The 25,756-nt window shown below is 36.4% G+C and carries 25 protein-coding genes; 20 read left to right on the top strand and 5 right to left on the bottom strand.

All coding sequences use genetic code 11. The annotated features are described in order from the left end of the window. Nucleotides 1-10: 10 nt before the first annotated feature. The 10 genes from MSC25_RS08940 (at nucleotide 11) to MSC25_RS08895 (ending at nucleotide 10,370) form a co-directional block, all read left to right on the top strand. Entirely contained in the window at nucleotides 11-667 is a 657-nt protein-coding gene (locus MSC25_RS08940; RefSeq protein WP_171036141.1) for a type II secretion system protein, read from the top strand. Further along, nucleotides 651-1,490 (top strand): type II secretion system protein GspK, encoded by an 840-nt coding sequence (locus tag MSC25_RS08935; protein WP_138577057.1) that lies wholly within the window; start codon nucleotides 651-653, stop codon nucleotides 1,488-1,490. The genes MSC25_RS08940 and MSC25_RS08935 overlap by 17 nt, the downstream gene beginning before the upstream one ends. Continuing rightward, nucleotides 1,490-2,449, top strand: coding sequence for a hypothetical protein (locus MSC25_RS08930; RefSeq protein ID WP_138577059.1), 960 nt, complete (start codon nucleotides 1,490-1,492; stop codon nucleotides 2,447-2,449). Before MSC25_RS08935 ends, MSC25_RS08930 begins: the two co-directional genes overlap by 1 nt. Continuing rightward, nucleotides 2,440-2,988 (top strand): hypothetical protein, encoded by a 549-nt coding sequence (locus MSC25_RS08925; RefSeq protein ID WP_138628007.1) that lies wholly within the window; start codon nucleotides 2,440-2,442, stop codon nucleotides 2,986-2,988. Before MSC25_RS08930 ends, MSC25_RS08925 begins: the two co-directional genes overlap by 10 nt. Beyond that, on the top strand, nucleotides 2,985-3,479 hold the full coding sequence (locus tag MSC25_RS08920) for a hypothetical protein (RefSeq protein WP_138577063.1): 495 nt from the start codon (nucleotides 2,985-2,987) through the stop codon (nucleotides 3,477-3,479). Before MSC25_RS08925 ends, MSC25_RS08920 begins: the two co-directional genes overlap by 4 nt. Further along, on the top strand, nucleotides 3,476-5,479 hold the full coding sequence (locus MSC25_RS08915) for a secretin N-terminal domain-containing protein (protein WP_138577065.1): 2,004 nt from the start codon (nucleotides 3,476-3,478) through the stop codon (nucleotides 5,477-5,479). Before MSC25_RS08920 ends, MSC25_RS08915 begins: the two co-directional genes overlap by 4 nt. Before the next feature lie 8 nt (nucleotides 5,480-5,487). Then, nucleotides 5,488-6,732, top strand: a complete 1,245-nt coding sequence (gene wcaK, locus MSC25_RS08910) for a colanic acid biosynthesis pyruvyl transferase WcaK (protein WP_138577067.1) — start codon at nucleotides 5,488-5,490, stop codon at nucleotides 6,730-6,732. Then, nucleotides 6,729-7,961 (top strand): glycosyltransferase, encoded by a 1,233-nt coding sequence (locus MSC25_RS08905; RefSeq protein ID WP_248443210.1) that lies wholly within the window; start codon nucleotides 6,729-6,731, stop codon nucleotides 7,959-7,961. The genes wcaK and MSC25_RS08905 overlap by 4 nt, the downstream gene beginning before the upstream one ends. Beyond that, a complete protein-coding gene (locus tag MSC25_RS08900; protein WP_248443209.1) occupies nucleotides 7,951-9,249 on the top strand; it encodes an oligosaccharide flippase family protein in 1,299 nt (432 codons plus the stop codon). Before MSC25_RS08905 ends, MSC25_RS08900 begins: the two co-directional genes overlap by 11 nt. Before the next feature lie 122 nt (nucleotides 9,250-9,371). Next, nucleotides 9,372-10,370, top strand: a complete 999-nt coding sequence (locus MSC25_RS08895) for an acyltransferase family protein (RefSeq protein WP_248443208.1) — start codon at nucleotides 9,372-9,374, stop codon at nucleotides 10,368-10,370. Here the strand turns inward: MSC25_RS08895 and MSC25_RS08890 are convergent. From MSC25_RS08890 to MSC25_RS08870, 5 genes are read right to left on the bottom strand one after another with little or no spacing between them, the layout of a single operon-like run. Then, nucleotides 10,314-11,633 (bottom strand): O-antigen ligase family protein, encoded by a 1,320-nt coding sequence (locus MSC25_RS08890; protein WP_248443207.1) that lies wholly within the window; start codon nucleotides 11,631-11,633, stop codon nucleotides 10,314-10,316. The two genes, MSC25_RS08895 and MSC25_RS08890, sit on opposite strands and share 57 nt — an antisense overlap. Continuing rightward, complete coding sequence (locus tag MSC25_RS08885) at nucleotides 11,620-12,345, bottom strand: WecB/TagA/CpsF family glycosyltransferase (protein ID WP_096739036.1); 726 nt, start codon at nucleotides 12,343-12,345, stop codon at nucleotides 11,620-11,622. The genes MSC25_RS08890 and MSC25_RS08885 overlap by 14 nt, the downstream gene beginning before the upstream one ends. Then, nucleotides 12,342-13,391 (bottom strand): glycosyltransferase, encoded by a 1,050-nt coding sequence (locus MSC25_RS08880; protein ID WP_096739037.1) that lies wholly within the window; start codon nucleotides 13,389-13,391, stop codon nucleotides 12,342-12,344. The genes MSC25_RS08885 and MSC25_RS08880 overlap by 4 nt, the downstream gene beginning before the upstream one ends. 8 nt (nucleotides 13,392-13,399) lie before the next feature. Then, nucleotides 13,400-14,230 carry a glycosyltransferase gene (locus tag MSC25_RS08875; RefSeq protein WP_154945775.1) on the bottom strand — a complete coding sequence of 277 codons (831 nt, stop codon included), beginning with the start codon at nucleotides 14,228-14,230 and terminating at the stop codon, nucleotides 13,400-13,402. Beyond that, nucleotides 14,230-15,135, bottom strand: a complete 906-nt coding sequence (locus MSC25_RS08870) for a Wzz/FepE/Etk N-terminal domain-containing protein (RefSeq protein WP_248443206.1) — start codon at nucleotides 15,133-15,135, stop codon at nucleotides 14,230-14,232. The genes MSC25_RS08875 and MSC25_RS08870 overlap by 1 nt, the downstream gene beginning before the upstream one ends. 524 nt (nucleotides 15,136-15,659) lie before the next feature. Here MSC25_RS08870 and wecA (MSC25_RS08865) point away from each other — a divergent pair. The 10 genes from wecA (MSC25_RS08865) (at nucleotide 15,660) to rfbD (ending at nucleotide 25,558) form a co-directional block, all read left to right on the top strand. Then, the gene (gene wecA, locus MSC25_RS08865) at nucleotides 15,660-16,715 is read left to right on the top strand and encodes a UDP-N-acetylglucosamine--undecaprenyl-phosphate N-acetylglucosaminephosphotransferase (protein WP_138577083.1); all 1,056 of its coding nucleotides are present in this window, start codon (nucleotides 15,660-15,662) and stop codon (nucleotides 16,713-16,715) included. Between the two features lie 136 nt (nucleotides 16,716-16,851). Further along, nucleotides 16,852-17,889 (top strand): UDP-N-acetylglucosamine--undecaprenyl-phosphate N-acetylglucosaminephosphotransferase, encoded by a 1,038-nt coding sequence (wecA, locus tag MSC25_RS08860; RefSeq protein ID WP_138577085.1) that lies wholly within the window; start codon nucleotides 16,852-16,854, stop codon nucleotides 17,887-17,889. Nucleotides 17,890-17,934: 45 nt separating this feature from the next. Then, nucleotides 17,935-18,324 carry a hypothetical protein gene (locus tag MSC25_RS08855; RefSeq protein ID WP_248443205.1) on the top strand — a complete coding sequence of 130 codons (390 nt, stop codon included), beginning with the start codon at nucleotides 17,935-17,937 and terminating at the stop codon, nucleotides 18,322-18,324. Between the two features lie 8 nt (nucleotides 18,325-18,332). Further along, entirely contained in the window at nucleotides 18,333-20,018 is a 1,686-nt protein-coding gene (locus tag MSC25_RS08850; RefSeq protein ID WP_154945773.1) for a polysaccharide biosynthesis/export family protein, read from the top strand. A 3-nt stretch (nucleotides 20,019-20,021) separates the two neighbouring features. Beyond that, nucleotides 20,022-20,807, top strand: coding sequence for an ABC transporter permease (locus MSC25_RS08845; protein ID WP_138577089.1), 786 nt, complete (start codon nucleotides 20,022-20,024; stop codon nucleotides 20,805-20,807). Nucleotides 20,808-20,827: 20 nt separating this feature from the next. Then, nucleotides 20,828-21,478, top strand: coding sequence for an ABC transporter ATP-binding protein (locus MSC25_RS08840; RefSeq protein ID WP_138577091.1), 651 nt, complete (start codon nucleotides 20,828-20,830; stop codon nucleotides 21,476-21,478). A 2-nt stretch (nucleotides 21,479-21,480) separates the two neighbouring features. Beyond that, nucleotides 21,481-22,956 carry a lipopolysaccharide biosynthesis protein gene (locus MSC25_RS08835; RefSeq protein WP_138577093.1) on the top strand — a complete coding sequence of 492 codons (1,476 nt, stop codon included), beginning with the start codon at nucleotides 21,481-21,483 and terminating at the stop codon, nucleotides 22,954-22,956. 120 nt (nucleotides 22,957-23,076) lie between these two features. After that, entirely contained in the window at nucleotides 23,077-23,988 is a 912-nt protein-coding gene (rfbA, locus tag MSC25_RS08830) for a glucose-1-phosphate thymidylyltransferase RfbA (protein ID WP_154945771.1), read from the top strand. A gap of 90 nt (nucleotides 23,989-24,078) precedes the next feature. Then, on the top strand, nucleotides 24,079-24,630 hold the full coding sequence (rfbC, locus tag MSC25_RS08825; protein WP_138577097.1) for a dTDP-4-dehydrorhamnose 3,5-epimerase: 552 nt from the start codon (nucleotides 24,079-24,081) through the stop codon (nucleotides 24,628-24,630). A 13-nt stretch (nucleotides 24,631-24,643) separates the two neighbouring features. Then, nucleotides 24,644-25,558, top strand: coding sequence for a dTDP-4-dehydrorhamnose reductase (gene rfbD, locus MSC25_RS08820; protein ID WP_248443204.1), 915 nt, complete (start codon nucleotides 24,644-24,646; stop codon nucleotides 25,556-25,558). The last annotated feature ends 198 nt before the right edge of the window (nucleotides 25,559-25,756 follow it).

Here is a 25,756-nt window from a genome sequence, read left to right as displayed (position 1 = left end):
AGGGAGGCAGTTGGCTTTTACGTTAATCGAAGTACTCGTCGCAATGGTAATATTTTCTCTAGTTATGAGTATATCAGTTACAAGTTATCGCTTTTCTGTTAGTGAGCTAACCAAATCAGAAAAGAATTACCAAATTAAAAAATTGTCCACAATTAAATTAATTAATAACCAAATCCACTCGCTTATTCCATTTATTTTTAGGACTGAGCTTGCGGAACAGGTTCCTTTTTTTCATGGTAATGCTTATGGCTTTTCATTTATCACCGATACCCCTATACAAGTTAATTCTCCTTTGGCTGTGGCGTCGTTAAAAGTGATTGACGATACGGTGCAATATTGTGAGATAGAATATGGTATGTTCTTACTAGAAGATATAGAGCTTATAAATAACACGTGCAGTACTCCGATTAATTATTTGTCAGGTAAAGGCTTATCAATTAGCTACTTTGGCTGGAAAAATAGCTTTGAATTAAGCAATTTTTATTCTGAATATTTAAATGTAACAGTAAAGCCAAAGCCATCATGGAGTACTTCATTCTCAGCTTTTAAAAGAAAGCTAATGCCACTATATATTAGATTTTCCATAGAGGGCCAGTCAGATATCCTTATTAAAGTACCTCAATTGACTTCTTTTGAGTTAGGGGCAAGCAATGCTTTCGAAGGTTAAAACGAACCGAGGAGTCGCATTAATTGTTGTTTTAATGATTACGGCTGTAATGGCGGTTATCATGCTGTATATGTCTGGCCAAGGACAAAATAATGCCCGCTTGGCTGGTATGGTGAAGCAAAATACAGATGCATATTTAAATCTAGAAACCGCTCAAGCAGAAATTATTTACAGTTACATGACAAGTAACTTTAATATTTTAGGTCCTAGAGCTGATTACTTAGGAAAGCCCATTAAAAATGATTTTACTAAAAGCTTTACAGGTGAAGCTAAAGAGCTAGGAGAGTACAGTGTTTCGGTACAAGATATAAGTGGGTTAGTCTCTCTAGTGCCATTTAATAAAAAAGATTTTAACCGCTTATTGGCCTTGCAAGGCGTGGGAGAGACAGAGCTTTTAAAAATTCAAGATAGGCTTGATGATTGGCAGGACCAGGATAACTTCAGACATTTAGAGGGGGCTGAAAAAGGCGATTACTCCCAACCTGAGCTTCCTAAAAATGGAGTTATTCAAACAACGAAAGAACTGATGTATGTTTTAGACAACGAAGCTTTATATGAACAAATACAACCTTATATTACAATGTATGGGGGAGACTACATAGTTCGACAATTTACGCCTAAATCTTTATACTCCGCACTAGGAATTTCTGAACAGGGAGCGCAAAGTACATCAGAAGGGGATATAAGTTATCCTAGCGGACGTTTCCTCATTAAAATTTCTTCAAATAACAATATTTCAATAACAAAAAAGTTTATTTTATTACGGGGACAGGAATCCTTCCGTCCATACTCCATAACAGATGAAGAGTTGATTTTTAGATAATGAACAACTTATTAAAAAAGTTAGGTTCACCCTCTGCTTTTTGCCACTACAAGTACCATCTGACAGCAGAGTGTATTGTATCGCAAACCATATTAAGTAAACCCAAGCTGAGATTAATGACAGCTTGCTTTTTGGATCGTAACCTTTTCTGGGCGACAACACGGACTTATGAGAACACCTCAATAACTGAACTAAAAAGTATAATTCAAGCTGAAAAGTTGCAATTACCACCTATGGATGGAGATTTTTATTGGTCAATAGAAGCTCTGCAGAGTAATCAATTTACAGTATCATATTTTGTTGTACCTAAAGATGTTTTGAGCAAGGTTCCGTCAGATTGCCAATTAATAGTCCCTCTATATTCTGATACTGCCGAAACAGAAGCACAGCCTTTACTGATAAAGCATAACGTAGAAAAGGTTGACTTGTCAGGCCACGTAAGTAGGTTAAGCTGGTTAAGCGTATTGGGTTTATTTGGCTTAAATAATAGAGCTGTAAGTAAGTTCGAAAAGCTTTCCAATCGAAACCTGCTAATAGCAATAATATCATTATTAAGTGCAACAGCTATTTTGATGAGTGCATACCTAATATTAGCTACTAATTATTACGCTGATAAAAAGCTGCAAAATGAAGCGGCAGTAACAAAGGTGTTGTCTGGGCGTCAAGAAACTAATCAGGAATTAACTTTAGCGTCGGGTTTAATCGAATTTTTAGCGACTAATCCAAATGTGCTTGATAAGTTGAGCCAAATAAAACTAGAAGACGATAATGTATTTATAGAGCGAGTTAAAGTGATCCCTACCGGAGTTGAGCTATTTGGAACAACAGAGAACTCCGCAACAAAAATACTTGAGCAAATAATTAGTGCTGAATCTGTCAAAGAGGCTAAATTTTCGCGAGCGGTTACAAAAAACAAACAAGGTTTGGAAACGTTTACTATTGAGGTGACATGGAAGTGAATGCATCATCTATATCTATAAAAAAGTGGGGCGGTATATCTATAGCGTTGCTTTTAAGTTTTGAATTTTTGGTTTTCCCTTGGCTAGATTGGTTAGATTCGAGTAAAAATGAGCTAAAAAGTTTAGAGAAAATAGTAGTGAAGCAGGAGAGCTTGCTAGCTTCAGATAAGCAGGTGCAAAATAATTCCGAGTCGATCGCAGCTAACTTAAGTGATTTCTCACAGCTGCCTACTTTAGATAAAAATCAGGACCCTGCATTATTATGGCTTCAGGTCATTGATGCGGCTGTAGAGCGGTATGAGTTGAGTATTAATAACAAAGCCCCTTTTCGAGAAGTAAAAATCAACGATGCATACTCTGTTTATGCAGGTAGACTCAACGTATCAGGCAGTTATAACGAGGTTCTAAATTTACTTTATGAACTCGAAAACGTTAAGAAAGGTAATCGTGTCAGGCAAGTTTCTTTCTCGCGCACAAAAGCGACTCCTGATAAAGTGACTGCAAATATAGAGTTTGTGCGGGTATTTAAAAGATCATGAGAAATATACTAATACTTTTATGCGTATGTATTGCGATAATTATATGGGTAAGCGATTTTTTGTTACCCGGAAATCAAAGTCATCAAAAAAAAGCGCCCGCTTCGGTAAAATTAAATGTAAGTAGAGTAGCACAAACTCAATTCGATATAGAGCAATTGGCGAGCACCTTAGGCGTTGATTACACAGAAATAGGTAAAGACAGCAACGAGGACGATGATAAAGGTCCCGATATTATAGATGCTACGCTTTCATTAGTGTCTGTTTACACCAGCGGTGAGATTGCTAATGCGAGGATAAGGATAAATAGTCCTGATGGAGAGGAATTAATTAACCTCTCTAAAGGAGATAAGTATGAATCGATGGAGCTACAAGAAGTTTTAGCAGCAGCGGTTGAATTAGCTAACAATGGTGAACAAGTTTTACTGAAAATGTACAAACCTGAGATTGTCAGTATTACAAAAACAAATGGTGTTGAGGAAGTAACAAAATGATTGATAAACCATTAAAAGGATCTCTTTTAGTTTTAGTCGCATTAGCAGTATCTGGTTGTACAACAACAAGTAAATTACGAGATAACGATTTAGCAGTAGATAGATCAATACTAAAAACAACAGGTATTAAACAAACACAAGAGCAGATAGCTAAAGAGCAAGCTAAAACGCAGGCTGAATTTAGTTCATTAAAAGTTCAAGATTTAGGTGGCATAACGCGTTTAGAAGAAGAAGCTAAAAAAGCGCCTAAACTAACCGGAGAGCCGATTACTTTTTCTGCAGATGAAGTGTCTATAAAAGAGTTTACAAGCCGTGTATTTGACGACCTTTTAGATATTAACTACGTGGTTGCGCCGAAATTGGCGGCATCAGGTGAAAAAATAACATTAAATATATCGAGCCCTATATCACGAGCTGCATTTTATGAGGTTGTGATAAGAACACTCGAAGAAAGTGCAATAAGGACATTAAGAAAAGATAATATTTTATATCTTTCTAAAGCAACGTCTTCAGATAAAAAGAATTCAATAGCAATTGGTATAGGGAATAATACCGCGGATATCCCTGACATATCGGGTGCTATCACACAGATTGTGCCTTATGTTTATAGTAGTAGCCGAAACATTACTAGCATAATGAAAAAGCTATCCACAGCCCAAGTTACTGTTAATTCATTACAAAAGTTAATTATTTTAGAAGGCGAGCGAGCTGAAATTTTACGCGCTATGAAAATAATTAATATGCTAGATGTACCTCGTGCATATGGTCGACAGATTAGGCTGATAGAATTTGCTAATATTTCGCCTATTGAAGGGATAGAACAAATTGAAAAGCTGTTAATCGAAGATGGAATGCAAGTGTCAAAAGAGGGCGATGCCTCGTTTGTTCCTATTCCTCGTATTAACGCATTTGTAGCGTATGCGGCGAGTGAAAAAATAATCGACAGAATTACATTTTGGGCAAATAAAATAGATGTGCCAATCGCGGGTGATGAAAGGCAGTACTTTGTCTACAAACCAAAGTTTGCTAAAGCTGATGAAATGCTAGAGTCGATAAATGGGTTATTGTCAGGGCAAACACCTACACAAAGGCCTAAAGGTGAAGGCAACAGTAATAAATCTAGTGGTACTACCGGTACTATGCGTTATAGCCTAGATAAGCAGCAAAATGCGCTGATCTTTTATGCAACAAACGATGAATACCGCTTAGTTGAATCGTTAATGCAAAAAATGGATGTACTACCCGGACAAGTGATTCTTGATGTGACTATTTTGGAAGTAACACTCGGTGATAGTATGTCATCTGGTATAGACTGGTTTTATGAAAATTCAAATTCTAATGAATCGCTTTCTGCTAGTAATGCAACTCTTTCTAGTTCCGGAAGTATTGCTGGGGCGGTGTTAAGTGGTAACTGGCAAGCAACCTTCAACTGGAAGGACAGCGTGAGCGATGCCCGTGTTATATCAAGACCATACTTAATAGTAAGAGACGGTGAGTCAGCAACGATTACCTCTGGTGATCAAGTGCCTATTATTACGCAAACAGTAGAAAGCCTGGGTAACAACAGTGCAGTATCTAACTCTGTGCAATATCGCTCTACAGGTGTAAATGTGTCTATCTCACCCATTATTAACTCTCAAGGTGTAATTACATTGAGTGTTTCAATGTCGGTGAGTGATGCAAACCCAAATGAACTTGGGGGGAGTTCATCACCTACAATCACAAACCGTGCGATCACTTCTGAAATTTTATCAGCAGATGGCCAAACAGTAGCGTTAGGTGGCTTAATTCAAGAAAAGAAAAATAAGTATAACAATGGTGTACCGTTATTAAGCACAATCCCAATTATAGGTAACTTGTTTAAAAGCAATGTAGATTCACTGGACCGCACTGAGCTAGTTATGTTAATTACCACAAAAGTTGTAAACGAGAGCTTTGAAGTGGATGAATTCAGTGAAGCTATGGCCGAGCTATACAGCGCACCAATTACAATTAAATGAGTAAATGAATGAAGTTATTATTAATAGGTAATCACACGTGTGGTAATAGAGGAGACGCAGCAATTTTAAGAGGCTTAATGGCTGAACTAAGACTGCAGCATCCTGATGTAATGATTGATGCTTACAGTCGTTATCCTGTGAGCTCAAGTTACATTCTTGATGAAACACTAACCGTAGACCCTATCGAGCAGTACCACGACAGCGCAACTTCATTTATAGATAAAGTGTATAAAAGGTTTAGCCGTCGGTTTTTGGGTTATTATTTAGCTAGAAAGCTAAAAAAAGAAGACTTTGTTAATTTACCAAAACACATATTAAAACAAATTAATGTAATGCATAATTACGATGCTATCATTCAGGTTGGTGGCTCAAACTTTGTTGACTTATATGGCCCAGCCAAATTTGAAAGTGCTCTGTGCGCGCTATTGGCTAAGAAAAAACTATTTTTAATTGGTCACTCTGTTGGGCCTTTTAATAGCAAACGTTATGCAAAATTAGCCAGTACTGTTTTTTCACGGGTGGAAGTTTTAGCGCTAAGGGAAGAGTTGAGTCACGGTTTAATGAAAAAATCTAACGTTGCTGATATTAAAGTAACGAAAGGCGCAGATACAGCTTGGATTGTTCCAAATACGCCAATTACATTATTTCCTCATTTAGCCAAGCTTTTAGAAAACAAACCCGTCATAGCTATTACGTTAAGGGAGTTAGCCCCCTTTGATCGCCAGTTAGGCGTTACTCAGGCTCAGTACGAAGAGCGTTTTGCTGATTTAATAAACGCGCTAATACAAGAAGGTTATCGAGTTGTAATATGTTCTACAGGCACAGGTATAGACAGCTACTGGCGAGATGACCGTATGATTGCCTTAAAAGTGCAAGCGTTAACACAAAATCCTGAATGTCATGTCATTATGGACGAACTTAACGATGTACAAATAGGAAGCTTCTTGAGCCACTGTATCTTAACGATTGGTACTCGCCTACACAGCGCCATTATTTCAATGAACTTTGGCACGCCTGCAATTGCGATAAATTACGAGCACAAATCTAAAGGCATTATGGCGCAGCTGGAAATGCCCGAGCTTTCAAAAGATATTAGTACCTTATTTGATGGTAATTTATTAACTAGTGCAAAGGAAGTACTAAACAACATTGAGCAAGTTAAAGTAAAAATGAATGTTCAGGTTGAACATGAAAGGCAAAAAGTAAGGATGATGGTACAAAATACATTGAATAATATCAGCGGAAAAAAATGAAAATCACGTTCTTTTTGAACCAATTTCCAGAACCCTCAGAAACATTTGTTATTAATCAGATCATTGGGCTGATCAAACTTGGAAATGAAGTCAATATTATTGCTACTCGCAAGGGTAATATAGCGCAGTGCCACCAATCTGTAATAGACTACTCACTAATAGAAAAAACGACTTACTTAACAAGCGAATTAACACAAGATAGCGCGATTAATATTAGAGCTAAACGTATATTAAATACAATTAAGCCACTAAACATAAAAAATAAATTAAAAGCATTAAATATTAATCGTTTTGGTATCCACAGTCAGTCACTATTATTACCTAGTATTGTTACTCGAAATAGCAAGGTATATAAAGCTGATGTTTTTGTTGCCCATTTTGGTACTGCAGGCGTAGTAGCAAACAAATTAAGAGAACTAAATTTATTAAAGGGTAAACTTGTAACGATCTTCCATGGTTCGGATATTTCTGTCTATTCCATATTAAAAGTATTCAAAGATGACTACAAAAAACTCTTTATGACCGGCGAACTTATGGTTCCTATTAGTGACCTGTGGAGGAGTAGGCTAGAAGAGCTAGGCTGTCCTGAGAATAAAATAAAAGTCAATCGCATGGGGATAGATAGTAAGCAGTTTAAGTGTAGGAGTTTTGATAAGCCTTTATCTAAAAAGCTTAAAATTATCACCGTCGCTCGCTTTACAGAAAAAAAAGGGCTTACATACGCGCTAGATGCAATGGCTATATTGCAAAACCAAGGAGTTGAGTTTGAATACAGTATTATTGGTGGCGGCGAATTAAAAAGTGATATTGAAAATCAAATAGCTAAATTAGCATTAAAAAATGTAAAATTATTAGGCTTTCAGCCACAAAATAAAGTCTCAGAGCTACTTAATGAGTCAGATGTATTTTTATTGCCATCAATAACAGCAAAGTCAGGAGATATGGAAGGCATTCCAGTGTCCTTAATGGAAGCTATGGCCATGGGCCTAATTGCTGTATCTACTTACCATAGTGGTATACCAGAATTAATAACTGACTCGAAAAGTGGCTTTTTAGTACCAGAGCGTAATGCCGAAGAAATAGCTAAAGTGGCTTTAAAAATAGCAAATGATGAAATAAATATCGAAAAAATACGTAAAGAAGCCAAGAAAAGGATTGATGCTTCTTTTGAACAAACCAAACTTTACAAAGAGTTTATAGGGATATTGGAAAAGGTTAATGAGCAATAAAAAGCAGGGAGCTTGGTTATTTTTATCGTCAGGGGTAGCAGGAGGTGTACAGTTTTTAATATTTTCAATGCTAGCGTATTACACAAGCCCAGAAGCAATTGGTGTATTAGCTATTGTAAATGTATTTTTAGCAATTGCATTTTTAGTGCAAGATATGGGGTTGTCTAATTATTTTATATATAAGCAGCATTTAACCCGAGCAGAAAGCTCTACTCTGTATTTTACAAATTGTGTTTTAGGTGGTTTAGCGAGCATAATTATTTTGCTATTGGCTTCGCCAGTTGAAAGCTTTTACAAGTCCAGTGATATAGCAAAAAGCATGTATATTATGGCCTTTAACTTCATTTTATTGGCTATATCGGCGCAATATCAAGCCAATTTTATCAAAAGTGAAAAAAACGTCGTTTTGGCAAAAATTGATATTTTTGTTAAATTTGGCATGCTAATTTCTACATTCACCTTAATAAAATTAGGTGTACCCAGTATTTTTCCATACCTTTATTCGTATCTTATAATGAACTTTGCACGTTATATTATTTTTATAATCAATGCAGAAAAAACATGGCACCCTACATTTACATTAGACCTAAAAATAATTAAGCCAGCGCTTGAATTCGGCAGTTATCAAATGGGCTCACAAATTGTAAGCCAAGTGAGGACACAGCTAGATCAGTTAATTATAGGTAAGGTAATGGGGGTCGAAATCTTAGGCCTGTATTCTTTTGCAAAAGAATTAATAATGCAGCCTATTAAATTTATCAGGATCCTAATCGCCAGAATGCTTTACCCAAAGCTTGCTAAGCTTCAAAGTAACGAAGAAAAGTTTTACAGCGTACTAAACCGTTCAACCAGAACGCTATTAATATTAAATTCTACCCTATATCTACTCTATGTAGCAGGGCTACTTACCTTAGTAAGCTTATTTTTTAGTGAATACAGCAAATCGCTCCCCGTACTATGCATACTATTTATATTAGGCCTTGTAGCTCCCTTTGGTAGTTTATTTGGCGTAATAGCACAAGCAAAGGGTAATACTAAAATTGAATTTAAATGGAGTATGATATCTGCTTTTATTAGCGTAACTTCATTATTTTTTATCGCACAATTTAACAATATAAATCAATTTGCGTTAGGGGTAGCTGTATTACAAATTACGCTGACAATAGGATCATTTTTCTTTTTTCGCAGTTATGATAAGAATATACCTAAAAGAAGCTTTTTTTTAATGCTTTTCTTTAACGTGTGTTTATATATAGCTTTGAATGTAACTTTTAATTTTTTCAACTGATGCATATGCATCGTTTTAATAATCTATTATGTAATATCCTGATATAGTTACGAATAAGTTATCTTGTCAAATTATCAAAAAATGTTTAAATCCAATGATGTTAAATCAAAGAAAGGTGTAGGATGTTGAATCGTAATATAGCTTTGGATGCAATAAAAGGGCTATGTATAACTTTGATGGTGTTCGGCCATATCGCTTATATAGGTGTTGCATCGGAGGTCTTGAATTCAGTTAAAACATTTATATACACTTTTCACATGCCTATTTTCCTTATTCTTTCGGGCTTTTTTTTTCGGTTTGATATTGAACTTAAAAGTAAAGGATTAAAGCTACTTCGAAGAGTTGCTGTTCCGTATGTATTTTTTATAAGTATATATTTCTTTGGGCTTCACTTAGCTGCCATTTTAGGCGTTCAAACAACTAATTTGCCACCGCAAGGCCTTGTTATGTATTTTTATACCATCTTTATTCACCCAATTGGTGGTTATTGGTTTCTACATACACTGATATTGGTACAGCTTTTGACCCTCGTTGCAAAGTTTATTTCACTTCAGTTCTCTGATTATAGAGATGGCTACTTTCTACTATTTATCTCAGTACTTTTATGGTTTTTAATGCAGTATGGTGTTTTAGACACAAGAAATGTTTTTTATTTTTTCTTTGGGGTTCTCATTGCTCGTATGTTTCCTGAAGGGCTCAGTTTATCTTTTAGGGTTTTATTACCAATATTTGTTGTCTTAATATTAAATGCTGATTTAGTAAAGACTGAAATCTATAAGCCATTTTCAATAGGTGAGGTTATTTGGAATATATTGTTGTTTTTTCTTTTTTGGTCTGCGTTTGAAATTAAAATTTTACAGACATATTTATCTTCTTTATTAGCATGGCTAGGAAGGAATACCCTTATAATTTTAGTCTTACACTCGCTTTTTATTGTCTTAATGAAACCATTAAATACTTTATTTTACAAAATAGACTCTAGCGGGATATTACAAGTCTGTATGGTTACAATTATAACTATATTAGGCTGCTTAGGTTCTGCACGTATACTAGATAAATTGAAACTATCCATTTATCTTTTTGGTGTCCGAGAGGTTTTTAGTCGTAGGCAGTCTCGATAGAGCTTTCGAATTTTTTGTTGCTGAGTTGATAAAGCCTACCATCGCAATTATCAGGCAAGACCATATTGCAGAACGATACCCATCTATAGGTGTCCCAGTAAAAGAGTAAATAGGGGCAGCCAGAGTACTTATGTGACAAGCGATACTAAGCTGTAAAGTCTCATATTTTATAAAGCCTTTATCAAAAAGCCTTTTACAATTTATGCAGGTTTGTAACGAATAAAAATAAAAGATGGTTACCATAAGCATAAACACTATTAAACCCATTAGCCCATATCTAAATAGGTAATCTAAATAACTATTCTCAATAATATACCCTTTCAGCGCTAGAGGAGAGCCACTATACCAATAGGTTAAGCCTTCGCTTAGAGCGATAAGCGTTTGCTGTTTACGTGTTGATGTAGAGCCATCCAGTTTTCCTTGTTGGATTAGCTCTATAAAGGTTGTTATATAATCTAAATTAATACCTAGATAAATGATCAGAGAAGCGATTAAAACTATTGTCATGAGTATTGTTATAATTATTTTTTTGGCGATGTTGAGCTTTAGTAGTGCAGATAAAAATACAAAATACAGAGCAATGAAAGCTGTAGCCAGATAACCTGTCTTAGATTGTGAGAGAAAAATTACCAATAAAGATAAAACTATTAAAAATACTGCTTTTTTCTTTTTTTCAGTGAGGTAAAAATCAATTAAGTAATATGCTAGATAGAAATTAAAAAAGTAACAAGTAACATACACCCAGTCGAATGTTCCAGGAGCCCTGAAACCAAAACCAGTGTATACATCTTTAAAACTTAATATTTTTAAAGGTGGTATGTCACCAAGCGTTATTTGAAGTACTATCACAACTAACTGCAAATAAAAAATAACATTTAAAGTGCTTTTTATATTTGTTGTATTTTTATTGCTAAAGTGAGCGCAAAATAATGAATAGAAAAAAAGAACATAAAAGAATAGAAGAATAGGCTTTACTAAAACGGAGATATGAAAAGCTTTAAAGTCTGGGATGTTAAATAAGAATGAGCTCAGCATTGCCACCAAAGGTAACAAATAGATTAAGGCAATATTTGGTACTTTAAGACTGGTTCTAGTTGCGAAAGTCACGACTAATAAATAACCTAGCATGATTATGAAGTGTGACTTCTGCATTACAGCCGGTTCTACAGACAAAATAAAGTACGTAGGCCAGTAACATAAAACAAATAATGTCGATAGCACTAGCCATTGTGCTGTGTTTAGAGGAACATTATTTTTTTGCAAACTTAAACCCAATCATTTTATATAAATAGCTTATTGTAAATTTAGGGTATTTTTTTAATACTCTGTCGCGCACATGCTTGTGCAATACCATACGTTGTAGCCATCTTAACCCAAGCTTTTTCACTAAAGGGTGATAGTAATCGGGTTTTATGGATGTTTGCGTTAAAAAACCACCGCAAGTAATAATAACAGCTGATTTAATCAGTTGATGTTTTACCTTTATAGAAAAATGTTCCTGATATGGAGTACCCATACCGACTAACACAACATCAGGCTTTAGCAAATTAAGCTCATTAATTGTCTTATCTGGGTCATTGATATATCCATCTCGCTGGTACACAACATTCAAGTTAGGGAACTGCTTTTTTAGGTTAATAACGGCCAGTGTATTTTCGTCAGTAGTGGCACCTATAATTGCAATGCGTTTATTTTTTGTTGCTACATACTGTAAGAAAGGCTCCGCAATTGAGCTGTAGTCAAAGCTTGCCCTGGTTATTTTGGGTAAAAATAAGTTGTGAAGAATGCATAGCAAAGCGCCATCAGAAAAATAAATATCAACGTCATTAATTAAACTTTCTTCTTTAACTACTTCGTAATACGAAAAGGGATTGAGAAACGAAATGACAGTTGAATTTTTTGATTCAAATGCACTGTTTTGAATATCAATAAAGCGATCGCCAGAGTGTATTTTATTATTAAGCTGTTCGTTCATAATAGTGATTTGAATAATGTGTAATAGTATTGTGTGGCTGCAGGTAATAAAAAATCATCCACGGCAGGTGAGGGCAATAGGTTTCTTTTTTCGTTTACAGTGATTATTTTTTTTACAAGTTGATCTGTATCTAAAAAGTCGACTAAATAGCCATTTTTACCATTGTTAGTCAGCTCTTTAGGGCCATATCGGCAATCAAACGTTATTATTGGTGTATTTAGATAAGCGGCCTCGACTAAAACAGTGGGTAAGCCTTCCCATCGTGAGGTCAGTAATATTGCCTTTGCATTGGCAATATATTTATATGGGTTATTTGTTGAACCATGAAGAATTATATTGTCACTTAAACTTTTATCGCTTATCAGTTTTTTTAAATTTTTAAGCTCAGGACCATCGCCAATAATTACGACTTTTATTACGTGGTTTGTTTGCTTAGCCTTGCCAATCGCATCAACAAGTAAATCGTAACCTTTTTGATGATGTAATCTACCAACACACACAAAGTAATCACTGTATTTAACTTCTTTGTTTGCTAATTGTTTAATTGACTCATCTAGTACAGGGTTGTAAATACAATGCACATTATTTTTTGATACAACATTTAGTTTTACTAAGTTTGTTAAAATACCTTTTGATACACAAACTACAGCGTCCAGCTGGGAGTACAGGAATGTGGCACCTAAGCGCCTAACGACATTTTTAAATCTGCTCTCCTGAGGAAGATTAATAGGTGTATGCTGTATGGCTATTTTTTTTATTTTTTTAGATATAAATAATCCATATTTAGATAGCCCACCTTTAGTGAATACAACTAAATCGGGATTTAAGTCGAGCGATATTTGGCGAAAATTTATAAATTTATTTTTATTACCCAATTCGTAAATTGGCGCTAGTTCTTTAAAACGAGCCGTTAAGTCGCCACTTTTTTGTTCGCACACAATCGTAATATTACAGTTATGAATTGATTGCAAACCGGTTATAAGCTGCTCGGTTACCCTTTCTACACCACCTAAGCAAAAGTCTTCAAAAACAAAAAAAATGTGCATGTTAACACCTAACGTCCCAGTAATTTTTTCATATTGTGAAGCAGTGCATACTTATAAATATCTTTATGTGAATTTATTAGCAAACTAAGCGACACCCAATTGCCACATATAATTGCTTCCCAACATTTCATGGCGTTTAGTTGCTTATTGTCCATTAATAGTGAGTGTTTATTTAAGAACTGCTTAAATCCTGTAAGCCTGTTTGGAGAGCGCGTTATACTTGTATCACATAGTTCTTCATATTGTAGATAGGTGGATTTAGGTAGTTTTAGGCCGGTGCCATAATGTTTGAAAAATCTAATCCACGTGTCGTAATCTTGCCATGCTTTAAACTTAGTATCAAACCCACCAATACTTTTAAGGTTTTCAGTTTTGCAAAACAATTGATTGCCTACTTTATTCACTACAAGGATATCGTTTAAGGTAAGTTCGCCTATAAAGAAATTGTGCTCAACTTTTGAGTTGCTTTTACATACGGTTACAGGAGTACATAACGAGGTGTATGAATCAGACCAGTTATCCATAAAATAGGAAAGCCTGTCATATGTGAATGCGTCGTCGTCATCAAGGCCTGTTATAAATTCACCAGAGGCTGTGTTAATTGCTTTGTTACGAGCAGCGCAGGCGCCAAGCGCTGTTTCATGATGAAAAACAATAATGCGTGGGTCAGTGAGCGCTAACTCATTTAAGTAGTCAAAGGTTCCGTCAGATGAACCATCGTTGACTATAATAAGCTCCCACTGAGAGTAAGACTGACTAAGCACGCTTTGTACAGCACGTTTTAGGTTGTTAAGCCTATTATGCGTTGGCATATAAACTGTTATTAAAGGGGCTTGCATTAGCGAGCCTTATAAAAGCGAATTAGGGCTATAAAACTTCCAAAAATACCACCTAAAAAAATGCTTACTATAATAATGAAAGCACGTTTAGGACCTGCCTTTTCTTCAGGAATAATAGCCGGATCCAAAGTAGTAAATATATACTCACTTTTTATTTCGGTTAACATTTTTGTTTTAGTTTGTTCTTCTATTAGCCTATAAAAAACCGCTTCCATATCCGCAATACGAGTTTGTGTTAGTTTTTCGTTGAGGTAATGTATGCTTTTATCTGCTTGTTCTATATCATAACTTTGCATTTGTGCGTTTATATCTTTAACTAAATTGGTCACAATTTGTTGCGCGAGTACAGGAGATATATGCTCATAAGAGATTCTCACCAATCCATTTTTTTCTGTATCTATTAGCAGGTTGCTTTCAAACTTTTTAAAGGCAAGCCAATATGGGTTTGTATCTTCTGGGAGTAAAAAGCTAGCGTTGTTAGTGTCGTATATTTCTGAATCGTATGTAAATGACTGCTCTTCTTTATTCCAGCTCTTAGCGGCAATAAGAGGAGCAACTAGGTCGTATTTTTTTATAAACGCATATACAAACTCTTTGGTTAACATTTTTGCTTGGGCAACTTCTGTTTTAAAGTCGTCATCTGTTAAGTCACCTAAACCGGCAAGAGAAGCAAGACCTCCAAGCTGTGAGTCCATTTGTGAGCTTTGCCCTTGAAGCAACTGTGTTGGGGCTAGTAATGTTTCAGCTCTGTAGGTATTGGGAGTATTTATGGCTACAAAAAAAGAGATAACTGCACAGACAAAGCAAATTGCAAAGATATAAAGTTTAAAAGACCATATAGAGCTTATTATTTCACTCAGTTCTGGAGGCGGTAAGCTCTCAAAAGCTTTATCAGCGTTGCCCATTATTTTTCCCTGCTTAATTAGTGACGTACTTGATTTTAGTGGAGGGATTATACCTAAGTTTATTTAGGTTGCCATAGCTCAAATGTGCGCTTGTAAATACACGTAGGGTAAAAAGAGATATTAAAACGTAATAGCTACTCAATGTATGACTTTAGTTGAAAAGCTTTCGTAAATTGCAAGCTCAGTGTAAACAGTTGTGATTTACAAAAAAAGCTATGTTAGAATCTCCGACTATTTGATTTAAAGTAGAATTTAACTCCACTCATTTTATGGGTGCGTTAAGTTTAGATACGCAGTAGTGGTTAGGGTTAATTTAAAGCAGGATGCTTTAAGCTTAAGGGAAGGAATCTGTTGATAATATTCATATCAATTGGTTTATCCGCATTTAAAAGCGCCATAAGTTAGTAGTCACGTATTTATAGAAAAATACTATAAATCGCTTAAGATTGCGCGTAACAATAAAAATGGGTTTTCATGAGTACTAATAATTTATCATTAAGATATTACACAGCATAGGAGGGCGTATGGAATTTATTTTAGCTATTATTTCATCATTTGTTCTGTCGCTTTGCTCCATTAAATTATTTAGACCATTTGCAGTTAAGTATAATCTTGTCGACAAACCAAATGAACGTAAACACCATGATGGACATGTACCGCTTATTGGTGGAGTCGCTGTTTTTGCAAGTGTTGCTATCTCATGCAGTATCTGGCTGCCTTTTAATCAAGAACTAACGAGCTATTTATGTGCGTCTGGTTTAATGGTTTTGCTTGGTGTGATGGATGATAAACACGAATTAAGCGTGAAATTTAGAGTTGTTTTCCAAATTATTGTTGCAACGTTCATGATAATAGCAATAGATAATTATATTGTAGAACTTGGCGATATTTTTTATTTTGGTGATGTACAGTTAGGTTATTTTGGTATCTTTTTTACTTATTTAGCAGTCATTGGGTTAATAAACGCTTTTAACATGGTCGATGGGATAGACGGCCTCTTAGGGGCTATGGCCATTAACACTTTAGGTGCAATTGCCCTTTTGTTACTGCTAAACCAAAAAGAAAACCTATTTACCGTGTTAATTGTAGTTGCATTAATTCCATATTTAATTTTTAACCTAGGCTTTTGTGGAACCCGTTATCGAAAAATTTTTATGGGAGACGCTGGTAGTATGTTTATAGGTTTTACGGTTGTATGGTTACTAGTGACCAACACTCAAGGACAATCGGCAAGCTTTAGACCTGTTACTGCCTTATGGATAGTCGCTATACCATTAATGGATATGGCCGCACTTATTGTTAGGCGTATAAAAAAGGGGAGATCTCCCTTTCATGCTGATAGAGATCACCTTCACCATATATTTCTTCGGGCTGGGTTTAGCTCACGTTCAGCTTTGATAATTATATTTACTTTAAGTGTACTTTTTTCAGGCGTAGGTGTGATAGCAGAATTACTTAATGTACCCGAGTTTGTAATGTTTTTTGGGTTTATTATTTTATTCTTAATTTACAGTGTTACTATATTACACATCTGGAAGGTACTTACTTTTGTTAGGCGTTTTACTACAAAGCAAATTTAATTGAGTTTACAGTTTAATGGGCTTAGCATACGCTCTAATGAAGGCTTTTTTAGTAGGTTAATGCAAACCCTATAAAAGTTGTTTAAGCGCATATACATTTACCTGATAAAGATTAAACAGTCTCAATGGCCTAAATATGGACTTTTGGTTACCTCTAACAATATCTTTTATATTATCTTTTGTAGCAATAAAGATTGTAAATCCTATCGCTATAAAAACAGGCCTAGTCGATTATCCATGCGCACGCAAAGTACATGAAGGGCACATACCTTTAGTAGGTGGTATAGCTATATATTTGTCTATTATGCTTGCATCAGTGTTATTTATTGAGCATAGCCGAAATTTAAATATATATTTAGTCGCTGCAGCCTTAGTTTTATTTTTAGGGGTGCTAGACGACCGTTACGACTTATCTGTAAAAACGAGGTTAGTTGCGCAAGTTATTGTTGCCTCTTTAATGATATTTGGCACTGAAACGCACTTAAATAGCCTTGGTTATCTTTTAGGTGATTTCGAAATTAAGCTTGGAACATTTGGAATAGTTGTAACCATAGTCGCGATTATTGCCGGCATTAATGCAATAAATATGATGGATGGAATCGATGGGCTTGCGGGTGCGCTTAGCTTAATTGCTTTTGCTGCTATAGCATTTTTTTTAAACAGGGTAGCAAATGACTGGTTTTTACTCCCCACTTTATTTATAGCCTCATTACTTGCGTATTTAATGTTTAATTTAAATCTACATAAGTCTTTTTCAAAAATATTTATGGGTGACTCAGGTAACATGCTCATTGGTTTATCATTGGTGTGGTTAATGGTATTAAGCGTCAACTTAGAAACTCCTGCATTCAAGCCTGTAACCGCTCTCTATATAATGGGGGTGCCTATTTTAGATATGGCTACTGTGATAATACGCAGGTTAAAATCTGGAAACTCCGCTTTTTCTGCTGATCGTCAGCACTTACATCATTTATTTGAGGCTGCAGGGTATAGTCGTACGTCAGCACTTATTTGTATTTCTAGTTTTGCCTCGTTACTGGCTGTGCTAGGGTGTGCTGCTGATATATTTCTAGTGCCTGAATGGATTATGCTAGTCACATTTATTATTTTATTTATTTGTTATGCTGCTATAACACAGCGTGTATGGAATAAAATTGAGCTTAAAAATAGTTAGCATTAGTTTGCTAATTTTCTAATACGTAAGGTTATGAATTATAAAATGAAACATAAAAGTTTAATTGCGTTGCTTACACCTCTATTATTTACACTAGGTTGTACTTCGTCTCCTCCAGTTATAAAAGCTTCAGTTGCCCTTATTGATAAACCTATAGAGTCTAATAAAGTAGATGCATTGCCTAGTGAGCTAGATAAAGCAGTTCAAGGCCGCCCACAAGGATATGTTAGTATTTACAATGGGACAATGATGCTCTTAGGAAAAAAATATACATCTGCTTTAGGCACGCAGTGTCGCATAATATATTTAAGTGATGAAAACAACAAAGTAAAAAAAGAGCGTCGAACAGTATGCAAAAACGAAAAAACTCAGCAATGGTCTATGACCCCGCAAGTTATCGAAAATAAAAATAACCAAATTAGCTTTGGAGTTTAACGGCTGCTATGAACACTTTTATCCATAATTTAAAATCAATTTATGCGTTGGTCTTGTTAGCTATAAGCTTACAAGTGACAAATGTTGCATATGCTGCTGAAAAAGTTTCGTTAAACCAATTAGAAAACGGTACCTACAATTCGCAGCCTCGCGCAGGGACTATGTTACCGGGCGAAATGTCGGCTTCGCAATTGCTACCTTCTGCAGAGGCTGGTTTACCGCCACCTTACGGTGCAAACTTATTTGCTGGGGGTTATGAAAGCGAACGCCAAGATGGCCTAAATGACGACTATACGATAGCACCAGGAGATAAAGTATCAATATGGTTATGGGGTGCAATTAACCAATCAGAGGTTATTACTGTAGATAATCAGGGTAATTTGTTTATAACTAACATTGGCCCAGTATATGTAGCAGACGTTAAAGCCAGCCAGTTAAATAGCTACGTGACAAAAAAAATTAAGCAAGTATATAAAAAGAGCGTTGAGATTTACGTAAACTTGCTTACCGCTACACCGGTTAGCGTTTATATAAGCGGTAGTGTTGCTCGCCCAGGGCAATATGCCGGTATCGCCTCAGATAGCATACTTTATTACCTCAAACGCGCAGGTGGTATAGACTCTGAACGCGGTAGTTACCGCAGCATAAAAGTATTACGAGACAATAAAGTAATCCAAAATATTGACCTATATGACTTTATTTTAAAAGGTTACCTCCCCAAATTTAATTTTAAAGACCGTGACGTAATTTTAGTAGAGCGTCAAAAAGCAACCGTAGTTGTATCAGGGAGTGTACGAGCTCCATTTAGGTTTGAATTTAAGGGCAGCCAAGCAACTGGCGAACAATTAGCTGAGTTTGCACTACCTATGGCTAAAGTAAGCCACGTAGCAATTTCAGGGGATAGAAACGACGGGCCTTTTTCTGTGTACTTGCCATACGGTGAATTTAAACACTTTACGCTAAAAGATGGTGATAAACTTATATTTAATGACGACATACGTGCTCAAGTTTTAGATATACAAGTCGCAGGCAGCTATTTAGGGCCATCGTACTTTGCTGTTAAAAAAGAAACACGTCTTCATGACCTCCTAGCTAATATCGAAATTGATAAAGACCTTGCTGATTATCAAGCCATTTATATCCAGCGTAAAAGTGTAGCGGCTAAACAAAAAGAAATGATAGAGCAATCGTTAGATAGGCTAGAGCGAAGTGTATTTACAGCACCAGCTTCATCAGACGGCGAAGCTAAAATTAGAGCCGAAGAAGGCCGAATGATTTTAGAATTTACCGAGCGAGCACGTAAAGCCGTGCCGTTAGGTAAGGTTGTTATTGCTGATGGTGGTAAAGTGGCAAACATACGCCTAGAACAAGGTGATGTAGTTCATATTCCCGCTAAAACAGATTTAGTGCATGTAAGTGGTGAGGTATTAATGCCACAATCACTGGTATATAACGAACAAGCCACCATAGAAGACTACGTAGCGTGGGCGGGCGGCTATAGCGAGCGAGCTAACTTTGAACAAATTATGGTTATTCACCCAAATGGAATGATTGACCTTAATGCAAGTGGCCCACTTAAGGCAGGCGATCAAATTTTAGTACTCCCTAAAGTAGATACAAAGCTAATGCAATCGGTTAAAGATATAACGCAAATTATTTATCAAATTGCCATTGCTGCAAATGTAGCTACTTAATCAATGACTGCAGTAATTAAACGCAACAATTGGGCAATATGGCGCGATGTTATATTTGCCCTGTTTGTTCGCGAAATCCGTACCAGCTTCAACGATAGGCTAGGGTTGGCTTGGGCGGTTTTTCAACCACTCAGCTTTATATTTTTATTGTCTTACTTGCGTGGCATGATAGAAGGAAATGAATCACATACTGTTCCAACATTTGAATTTATGATGTATGGAATGCTACTCATACAACTGTTTTTAGACACGTTTATGAATGTTTCCAACTCATTTAAGAAAAATAAAGCTCTATTCGCTTTTAGACAGGTACAACCTATAAGTAGTGCGATTGCTATAGGCTGTTTTTATTTTTTAGTGAAAATTGCAGTTTTTGCTTTAATAATCCTGTTGATGTTTTTTCTACGTATTGATATCCGAATCGACGATCCTCTTTTTTTGCTGTTTAACGCAGCTACTGTTTGGTTCATAGCATTATCTTTGGGTTTACTGTTTGCAATCAGTCAATGCTATATACCAGAGGTAGGAAAAGTTCAATCTGTATTAACGCGGCCCTTATTCTTTATATCTGGCGTGTTTTTTTCGATGCAAGATATCCCTAAAGAATATTGGGCGTATGTAAATTGGAACCCAATATTGCATGCAATAGAGCTTTCGCGCCATGCTGCATATAACACCTACAATACCGATGGGGTAAGTGAATTTTATTTATTTGCATCAGCCTTAGTTTTATTGTTTTTTTCAATAGCAACGTATCATGTGTCGTGGAAACAGGCAATTAGCCGTTAAATAAAGTACAAGGTTAAATAATGATTAAGCTCCATAATGTAACTAAGTACTACCCATCTACACTAGGGAACCAGTACATTTTTAAAAACTTAAACTTTGAAATACCTAGTGGTCATAATATTGCCATTTTGGGTTCAAATGGGGCGGGTAAATCTACGTTATTTAGAATGCTTGCCGGCAGTGAATACCCCAATAAAGGGGAAATTATTACCGATTTACACTTGTCGTGGCCGGTAGCACTTACAACGGGGATACACCCACAAATGAGTGGCGCTGAAAACGCTCGGTTTATAGGCATGATCAATGGTGTGGCCGATCTAGATTTATATGTACGTAGGGTGCGGCAATTTGCAGAGTTAGGCCCTAAATTTGACCTACCTGTAAATACGTACTCAAGTGGTATGAAACCTCGCTTAGCATTTGCCTGCTCAATAGGAATCGATTTTGATGTTTACTTAATCGACGAAGTTACATCGGTAGGTGATGCTAATTTTAGAAATAAAACACGCCAAGCGCTTACACAAAAAAGTAAAAGCGCCAATGTTATTATGGTTAGCCACGAGATGGACGAACTACGTCACTTTTGCGACAGTGCAATTGTGCTCCATAAAGGCGAACTCACTTTTTACAACGATTTAGAGCAAGGAATTGCTCATTACCAGGCATTATAACTATGAGTCAACAAGCGGTAGATAAAATAGAGCAACGTTTTCAAGATATTGGTTTAAAAACCGATAAAGTTATTTGGGACGATGGCGAAAAATTAATCGGCCTTGCCAAGCAAGTAGAGCCAAAAGACATATATTTAGCTCGTCGAATTATGCAGCGTGCCCGAAATTTAAAACCCCAAAGTGAGCAAATAAATAAAGAACTTGAGCGCTTATCAACAAAAATAGCGGACAAAGCAAAGCAAACGCAAACAAGCTCATCTACAGAAAAAAGTGATGCCGACAATTTAAATAAAAATAGACATTTTTTAAAAGCACACAGTTTTTATGCAGAGCTAAGTAAAAAGCCACGCTTTAAAACATATACGCAGCCTTGGTTTTTATTTTTGTTAGTACCATTTTTATTATTTGCGTTTTATCAGCTGGTGTGGGCTGCGCCAAGGTACGAAAGTAGGGCGCAGCTTATTATTCAGCAGCCAGATGGCATGGCAACTATGGATCCTTCAATGGCGATACTCAGTGGTTTAGGGGTGAGCTCAAGCTCAACCGCAGATACCGAGATAGCCAAAGCGTATATTCACTCTGAAGACATGCTAAATTATTTGCAAACGCATAGTAATATTAAGCAACACTATTACGAAGGCGGGGATATTTTTTCTCGTTTAAGTGCTAATGCAAGTATTGAAGATTTACTCAAGTATTATCAAGATCACACCACAATTGAGATTGATGAAAATTCAGGGGTTATAAAAATATTAGTACAAGGGTTTACACCAGAGTTTGCCAAACAATTAACACAAACTATAGTTAACCGCGCTGAGTGGTATATAAACTCTATTGGGCACCAATTAGCAGATGCACAACTTAAATTTATAAAAACAGAGCATAACAAAGTAGAACAACGCCTACGTAATGCACAAAGTAAAATTTTGGCGTTTCAGCAAAAGAATAACTTGCTTGACCCAGAGGCAGAGGGTTTGGCACTACAAAAAATTACTTATGGATTAGAAAGCGAAATAGCAACTAAAAGCGCTCAGCTAAAAGGCCTTCGAACAACGATGACGGATAAAGCTCCACAAGTTGTAATGCTTGAGGCAGAACTAAGCGCCTTAAAGAATCAACTTGAACTAGAGCGTGAAAGACTTTCACAACAAGGTGATACTGCAAATAGCAACCACCTAGCACCTAGCAGCAAACTTAATGAAAGAGCAGTTAGTGAAGTATTGGCTCAGTTTGCTGATTTAAAAATTGAGCTAGAGCTTGCTGTACAAGGCTATACCTCATCAGAAGTTTCGCTAGACAAAGCACGTATAGAAGCCTACAGACAGCTAAAATATTTAGTAGTAGTAGAGGCCCCCACATTGCCAGAAGATAATCAGTACCCGAAAACTCTTTACAATATTTTACTGTTCGCGGTATTACAAACCATGATTTATGGAATAGGTAAAATTTTATTCGCGACGGCAAAAGAGCTCAGATAGGGTTAAGCTAAAAAAGCATACAATTGTCAAAATAATTTAAATAATTTAAGTTTTAGTAGTCAAATTTAGTACAAAATTTAAATTACATTAATGAAGTATAATTTATAAACTAGGTATGACATGAATATAGTAACTGCTGTAAAGCAAAAAACAGCTCGTAAAGGGATAATTTTAGCAGGAGGTTCGGGTACCCGTTTGTACCCACTTACAAAAGTGGTAAGTAAACAGTTAATGCCTGTATACGATAAACCGATGATTTTTTACCCTGTATCCACATTAATGGTTGCTGGCATAACCGAAATTTTAATTATTGCCACCCCTGCTGAGCTACCACGATTTAAAGAGCTACTAGGCGATGGCAGTGCATGGGGCATTAGTTTTGAATACGTAGAGCAACCAAGCCCTGATGGTCTAGCGCAAGCCTTTTTATTAGCCGAAGACTTTTTACAAGGCCAAAGTGCAGCATTAGTACTAGGCGATAACTTATTTTATGGCCATGACTTATCGCTATCGTTACAAAATGCAACACAGTGTGAAAATGGCGCTACCGTGTTTGGTTACCATGTAGCTAACCCAGAGTCTTATGGTGTGGTTGAATTTGACATAAACGGCAAAGCAATATCAATAGAAGAAAAGCCAGCTAAGCCTAAATCTAATTATGCCGTGCCGGGGTTATACTTTTTTGACAATCGTGTGGTTGAGTTTGCTAAAAACGTAAAGCCATCAGAACGTGGCGAGCTAGAAATTACCGATGTAATAGAGCAGTACTTAGCAAAAAAAGAACTAAATGTTGAGATAATGGGACGAGGGACTGCATGGCTAGATACCGGCACGCTCGATGACCTGCTCGATGCCGCTAATTTCATTCGCGCTATAGAAAAACGCCAAGGATTAAAAATTAACTGCCCAGAAGAAATTGCTTACCGTATGGGCTATATTAATGCCGAGCAGTTAAAAAAATTAGCCAAACCGCTTAAAAAGTCAGGGTATGGCAAATACCTTTTAGATATACTTGATCAAAAAGTCTTTTAAAAGCTTCGCATATAAGTTTAAAGCAAATAAAAATTCATTTATTTGCTTTAAACTGTTCACTCTGCCTTTCAAAATATCAAAGTAATACATATGAAATTTATAGAAACAATAATACCAGATGTAAAAATTATAGAGCCAAAAGTTTTTGGTGATGAGCGAGGTTTTTTTATGGAAACATTTCGCACTGAGCTATTTAACGAACACTGTAGTGAGCGTACTTTTGTACAAGAAAACCATAGTAAATCATCACACGGTACTCTGCGAGGTTTACACTACCAAACACAAAACACTCAAGGTAAGTTAGTACGTGTTACCCAAGGTGAAGTATTTGATGTGGCAGTAGATATGCGTAAAAACTCGCCAAGTTTTGGGAAGTGGGTCGGAGTGTTATTATCGGCTGAAAACAAACGCCAACTATGGGTGCCAGAAGGGTTTGCTCATGGCTTTTATGTAACCAGCGAAAGCGCTGAGTTTGTATATAAATGTACAGACGTATATAACCCAAGCGCAGAGGTGTCGATAAAGTGGGATGACCCAATTCTAAATATAGCTTGGCCATTAGTAAGTGGAAAAGTTCCGCAGCTTTCAGCTAAAGATGAAGCTGGCCTTGCATTAAATGATGCGCCCACGTTTAACTTATAAAAGCTAGTAAAGTATGAAAGTAATAGTAACAGGTAAAAATGGCCAGTTAGGCAACGAGTTGGCCAAGCTAAGTCCTGCGAATGCAGAGATAGAATTATTTGATAGCAAAGCGTTAGATATAACCAACATAGCTATGTTAAACGAAGTGTTAATCGCACATTCACCTGATGTAGTTATTAATGCTGCAGCCTATACTGCGGTAGACAAAGCCGAAACCGAAACCGAGCTTGCCTATGCTGTAAACGAGCAGGGCGCTGCTAATTTAGCTACTGTGTGTAAAACAATTGGCGCGAAGTTGATTCATGTTTCAACCGATTTTGTGTTTGATGGAACAAAAACCACCCCCTACGAAGCAAACGACATAACCAACCCATTAAGTGTGTACGGTGCATCGAAGTTAGCAGGCGAGCAAGCGATAAACAATGTATTAGGCAGCCAAGCTATAATTGTGCGCACTGCGTGGGTTTACTCGGCTTTTGGCAATAATTTCGTAAAAAGCATGTTGAATTTAATGCAACAAAAAGAGCATTTAGGTATAGTGGCAGACCAAGTAGGAACTCCTACTTGGGCTAAAGGTCTTGCTGAATTTATATGGGCTTTAACTGTGCAAATAATGTCAAAAAATAGTATAAATTCAACACAAAATGACAATAAAGCAGATATTTTAAATTGGACCGATGCAGGTGTTGCTTCTTGGTACGATTTTGCCGTGGCAATACAAGAGCTGGCGTTGGAAAAGGGGTTGCTAAATAAAGAAATACCTATACGCCCGATACCGGCAACTAGTTACCCAACACCGGCAAAGCGCCCCGCGTTTAGTGTTTTAAATAAAGCTCAAGCAGAGCAGGTTAGTGGCGTACAAACAATACATTGGCGTGCACAGTTAAGTAATATGCTAGACGAGCTAGCGCAAAAAGCTAATTCGTAGAGGCTCAGCGTCTCGGTGGTAAATTTGCTTTGGGTTAAGCCCATTCAAGTGGTTAAGTGATTATTACTACCACAGAGAACACGGAGAAGAGAAGGAGATGATCTTTCTCAGTGCATCGCGCAGCGCCTCTGTGCTCTCGGTGGTAGATTTGTTTTTAAATAAACGATGAAAGTGATTTTATTACCACAGAGGACATAA

The organism is Pseudoalteromonas sp. 1CM17D (assembly GCF_023161805.1).
Classification (GTDB): domain Bacteria; phylum Pseudomonadota; class Gammaproteobacteria; order Enterobacterales; family Alteromonadaceae; genus Pseudoalteromonas; species Pseudoalteromonas atlantica.
The sequence above is the reverse complement of the archived record's forward strand: the minus strand, read 5'-3'. Positions and strand labels throughout refer to the sequence as shown.

Coding starts and splice junctions, on each gene's coding strand:
- MSC25_RS08935 (WP_138577057.1), top strand. CDS start 651: ATGCTTTCGAAGGTTAAAACGAACCGAGGAGTCGCATTAATTGTTGTT.
- MSC25_RS08930 (WP_138577059.1), top strand. CDS start 1,490: ATGAACAACTTATTAAAAAAGTTAGGTTCACCCTCTGCTTTTTGCCAC.
- MSC25_RS08925 (WP_138628007.1), top strand. CDS start 2,440: ATGGAAGTGAATGCATCATCTATATCTATAAAAAAGTGGGGCGGTATA.
- MSC25_RS08920 (WP_138577063.1), top strand. CDS start 2,985: ATGAGAAATATACTAATACTTTTATGCGTATGTATTGCGATAATTATA.
- MSC25_RS08915 (WP_138577065.1), top strand. CDS start 3,476: ATGATTGATAAACCATTAAAAGGATCTCTTTTAGTTTTAGTCGCATTA.
- wcaK (WP_138577067.1), top strand. CDS start 5,488: ATGAAGTTATTATTAATAGGTAATCACACGTGTGGTAATAGAGGAGAC.
- MSC25_RS08905 (WP_248443210.1), top strand. CDS start 6,729: ATGAAAATCACGTTCTTTTTGAACCAATTTCCAGAACCCTCAGAAACA.
- MSC25_RS08900 (WP_248443209.1), top strand. CDS start 7,951: ATGAGCAATAAAAAGCAGGGAGCTTGGTTATTTTTATCGTCAGGGGTA.
- MSC25_RS08895 (WP_248443208.1), top strand. CDS start 9,372: ATGTTGAATCGTAATATAGCTTTGGATGCAATAAAAGGGCTATGTATA.
- MSC25_RS08885 (WP_096739036.1), bottom strand. CDS start 12,345: ATGAACGAACAGCTTAATAATAAAATACACTCTGGCGATCGCTTTATT.
- MSC25_RS08880 (WP_096739037.1), bottom strand. CDS start 13,391: ATGCACATTTTTTTTGTTTTTGAAGACTTTTGCTTAGGTGGTGTAGAA.
- MSC25_RS08875 (WP_154945775.1), bottom strand. CDS start 14,230: ATGCAAGCCCCTTTAATAACAGTTTATATGCCAACGCATAATAGGCTT.
- MSC25_RS08870 (WP_248443206.1), bottom strand. CDS start 15,135: ATGGGCAACGCTGATAAAGCTTTTGAGAGCTTACCGCCTCCAGAACTG.
- wecA (WP_138577083.1), top strand. CDS start 15,660: ATGGAATTTATTTTAGCTATTATTTCATCATTTGTTCTGTCGCTTTGC.
- wecA (WP_138577085.1), top strand. CDS start 16,852: ATGGACTTTTGGTTACCTCTAACAATATCTTTTATATTATCTTTTGTA.
- MSC25_RS08855 (WP_248443205.1), top strand. CDS start 17,935: ATGAAACATAAAAGTTTAATTGCGTTGCTTACACCTCTATTATTTACA.
- MSC25_RS08850 (WP_154945773.1), top strand. CDS start 18,333: ATGAACACTTTTATCCATAATTTAAAATCAATTTATGCGTTGGTCTTG.
- MSC25_RS08845 (WP_138577089.1), top strand. CDS start 20,022: ATGACTGCAGTAATTAAACGCAACAATTGGGCAATATGGCGCGATGTT.
- MSC25_RS08840 (WP_138577091.1), top strand. CDS start 20,828: ATGATTAAGCTCCATAATGTAACTAAGTACTACCCATCTACACTAGGG.
- MSC25_RS08835 (WP_138577093.1), top strand. CDS start 21,481: ATGAGTCAACAAGCGGTAGATAAAATAGAGCAACGTTTTCAAGATATT.
- rfbA (WP_154945771.1), top strand. CDS start 23,077: ATGAATATAGTAACTGCTGTAAAGCAAAAAACAGCTCGTAAAGGGATA.
- rfbC (WP_138577097.1), top strand. CDS start 24,079: ATGAAATTTATAGAAACAATAATACCAGATGTAAAAATTATAGAGCCA.
- rfbD (WP_248443204.1), top strand. CDS start 24,644: ATGAAAGTAATAGTAACAGGTAAAAATGGCCAGTTAGGCAACGAGTTG.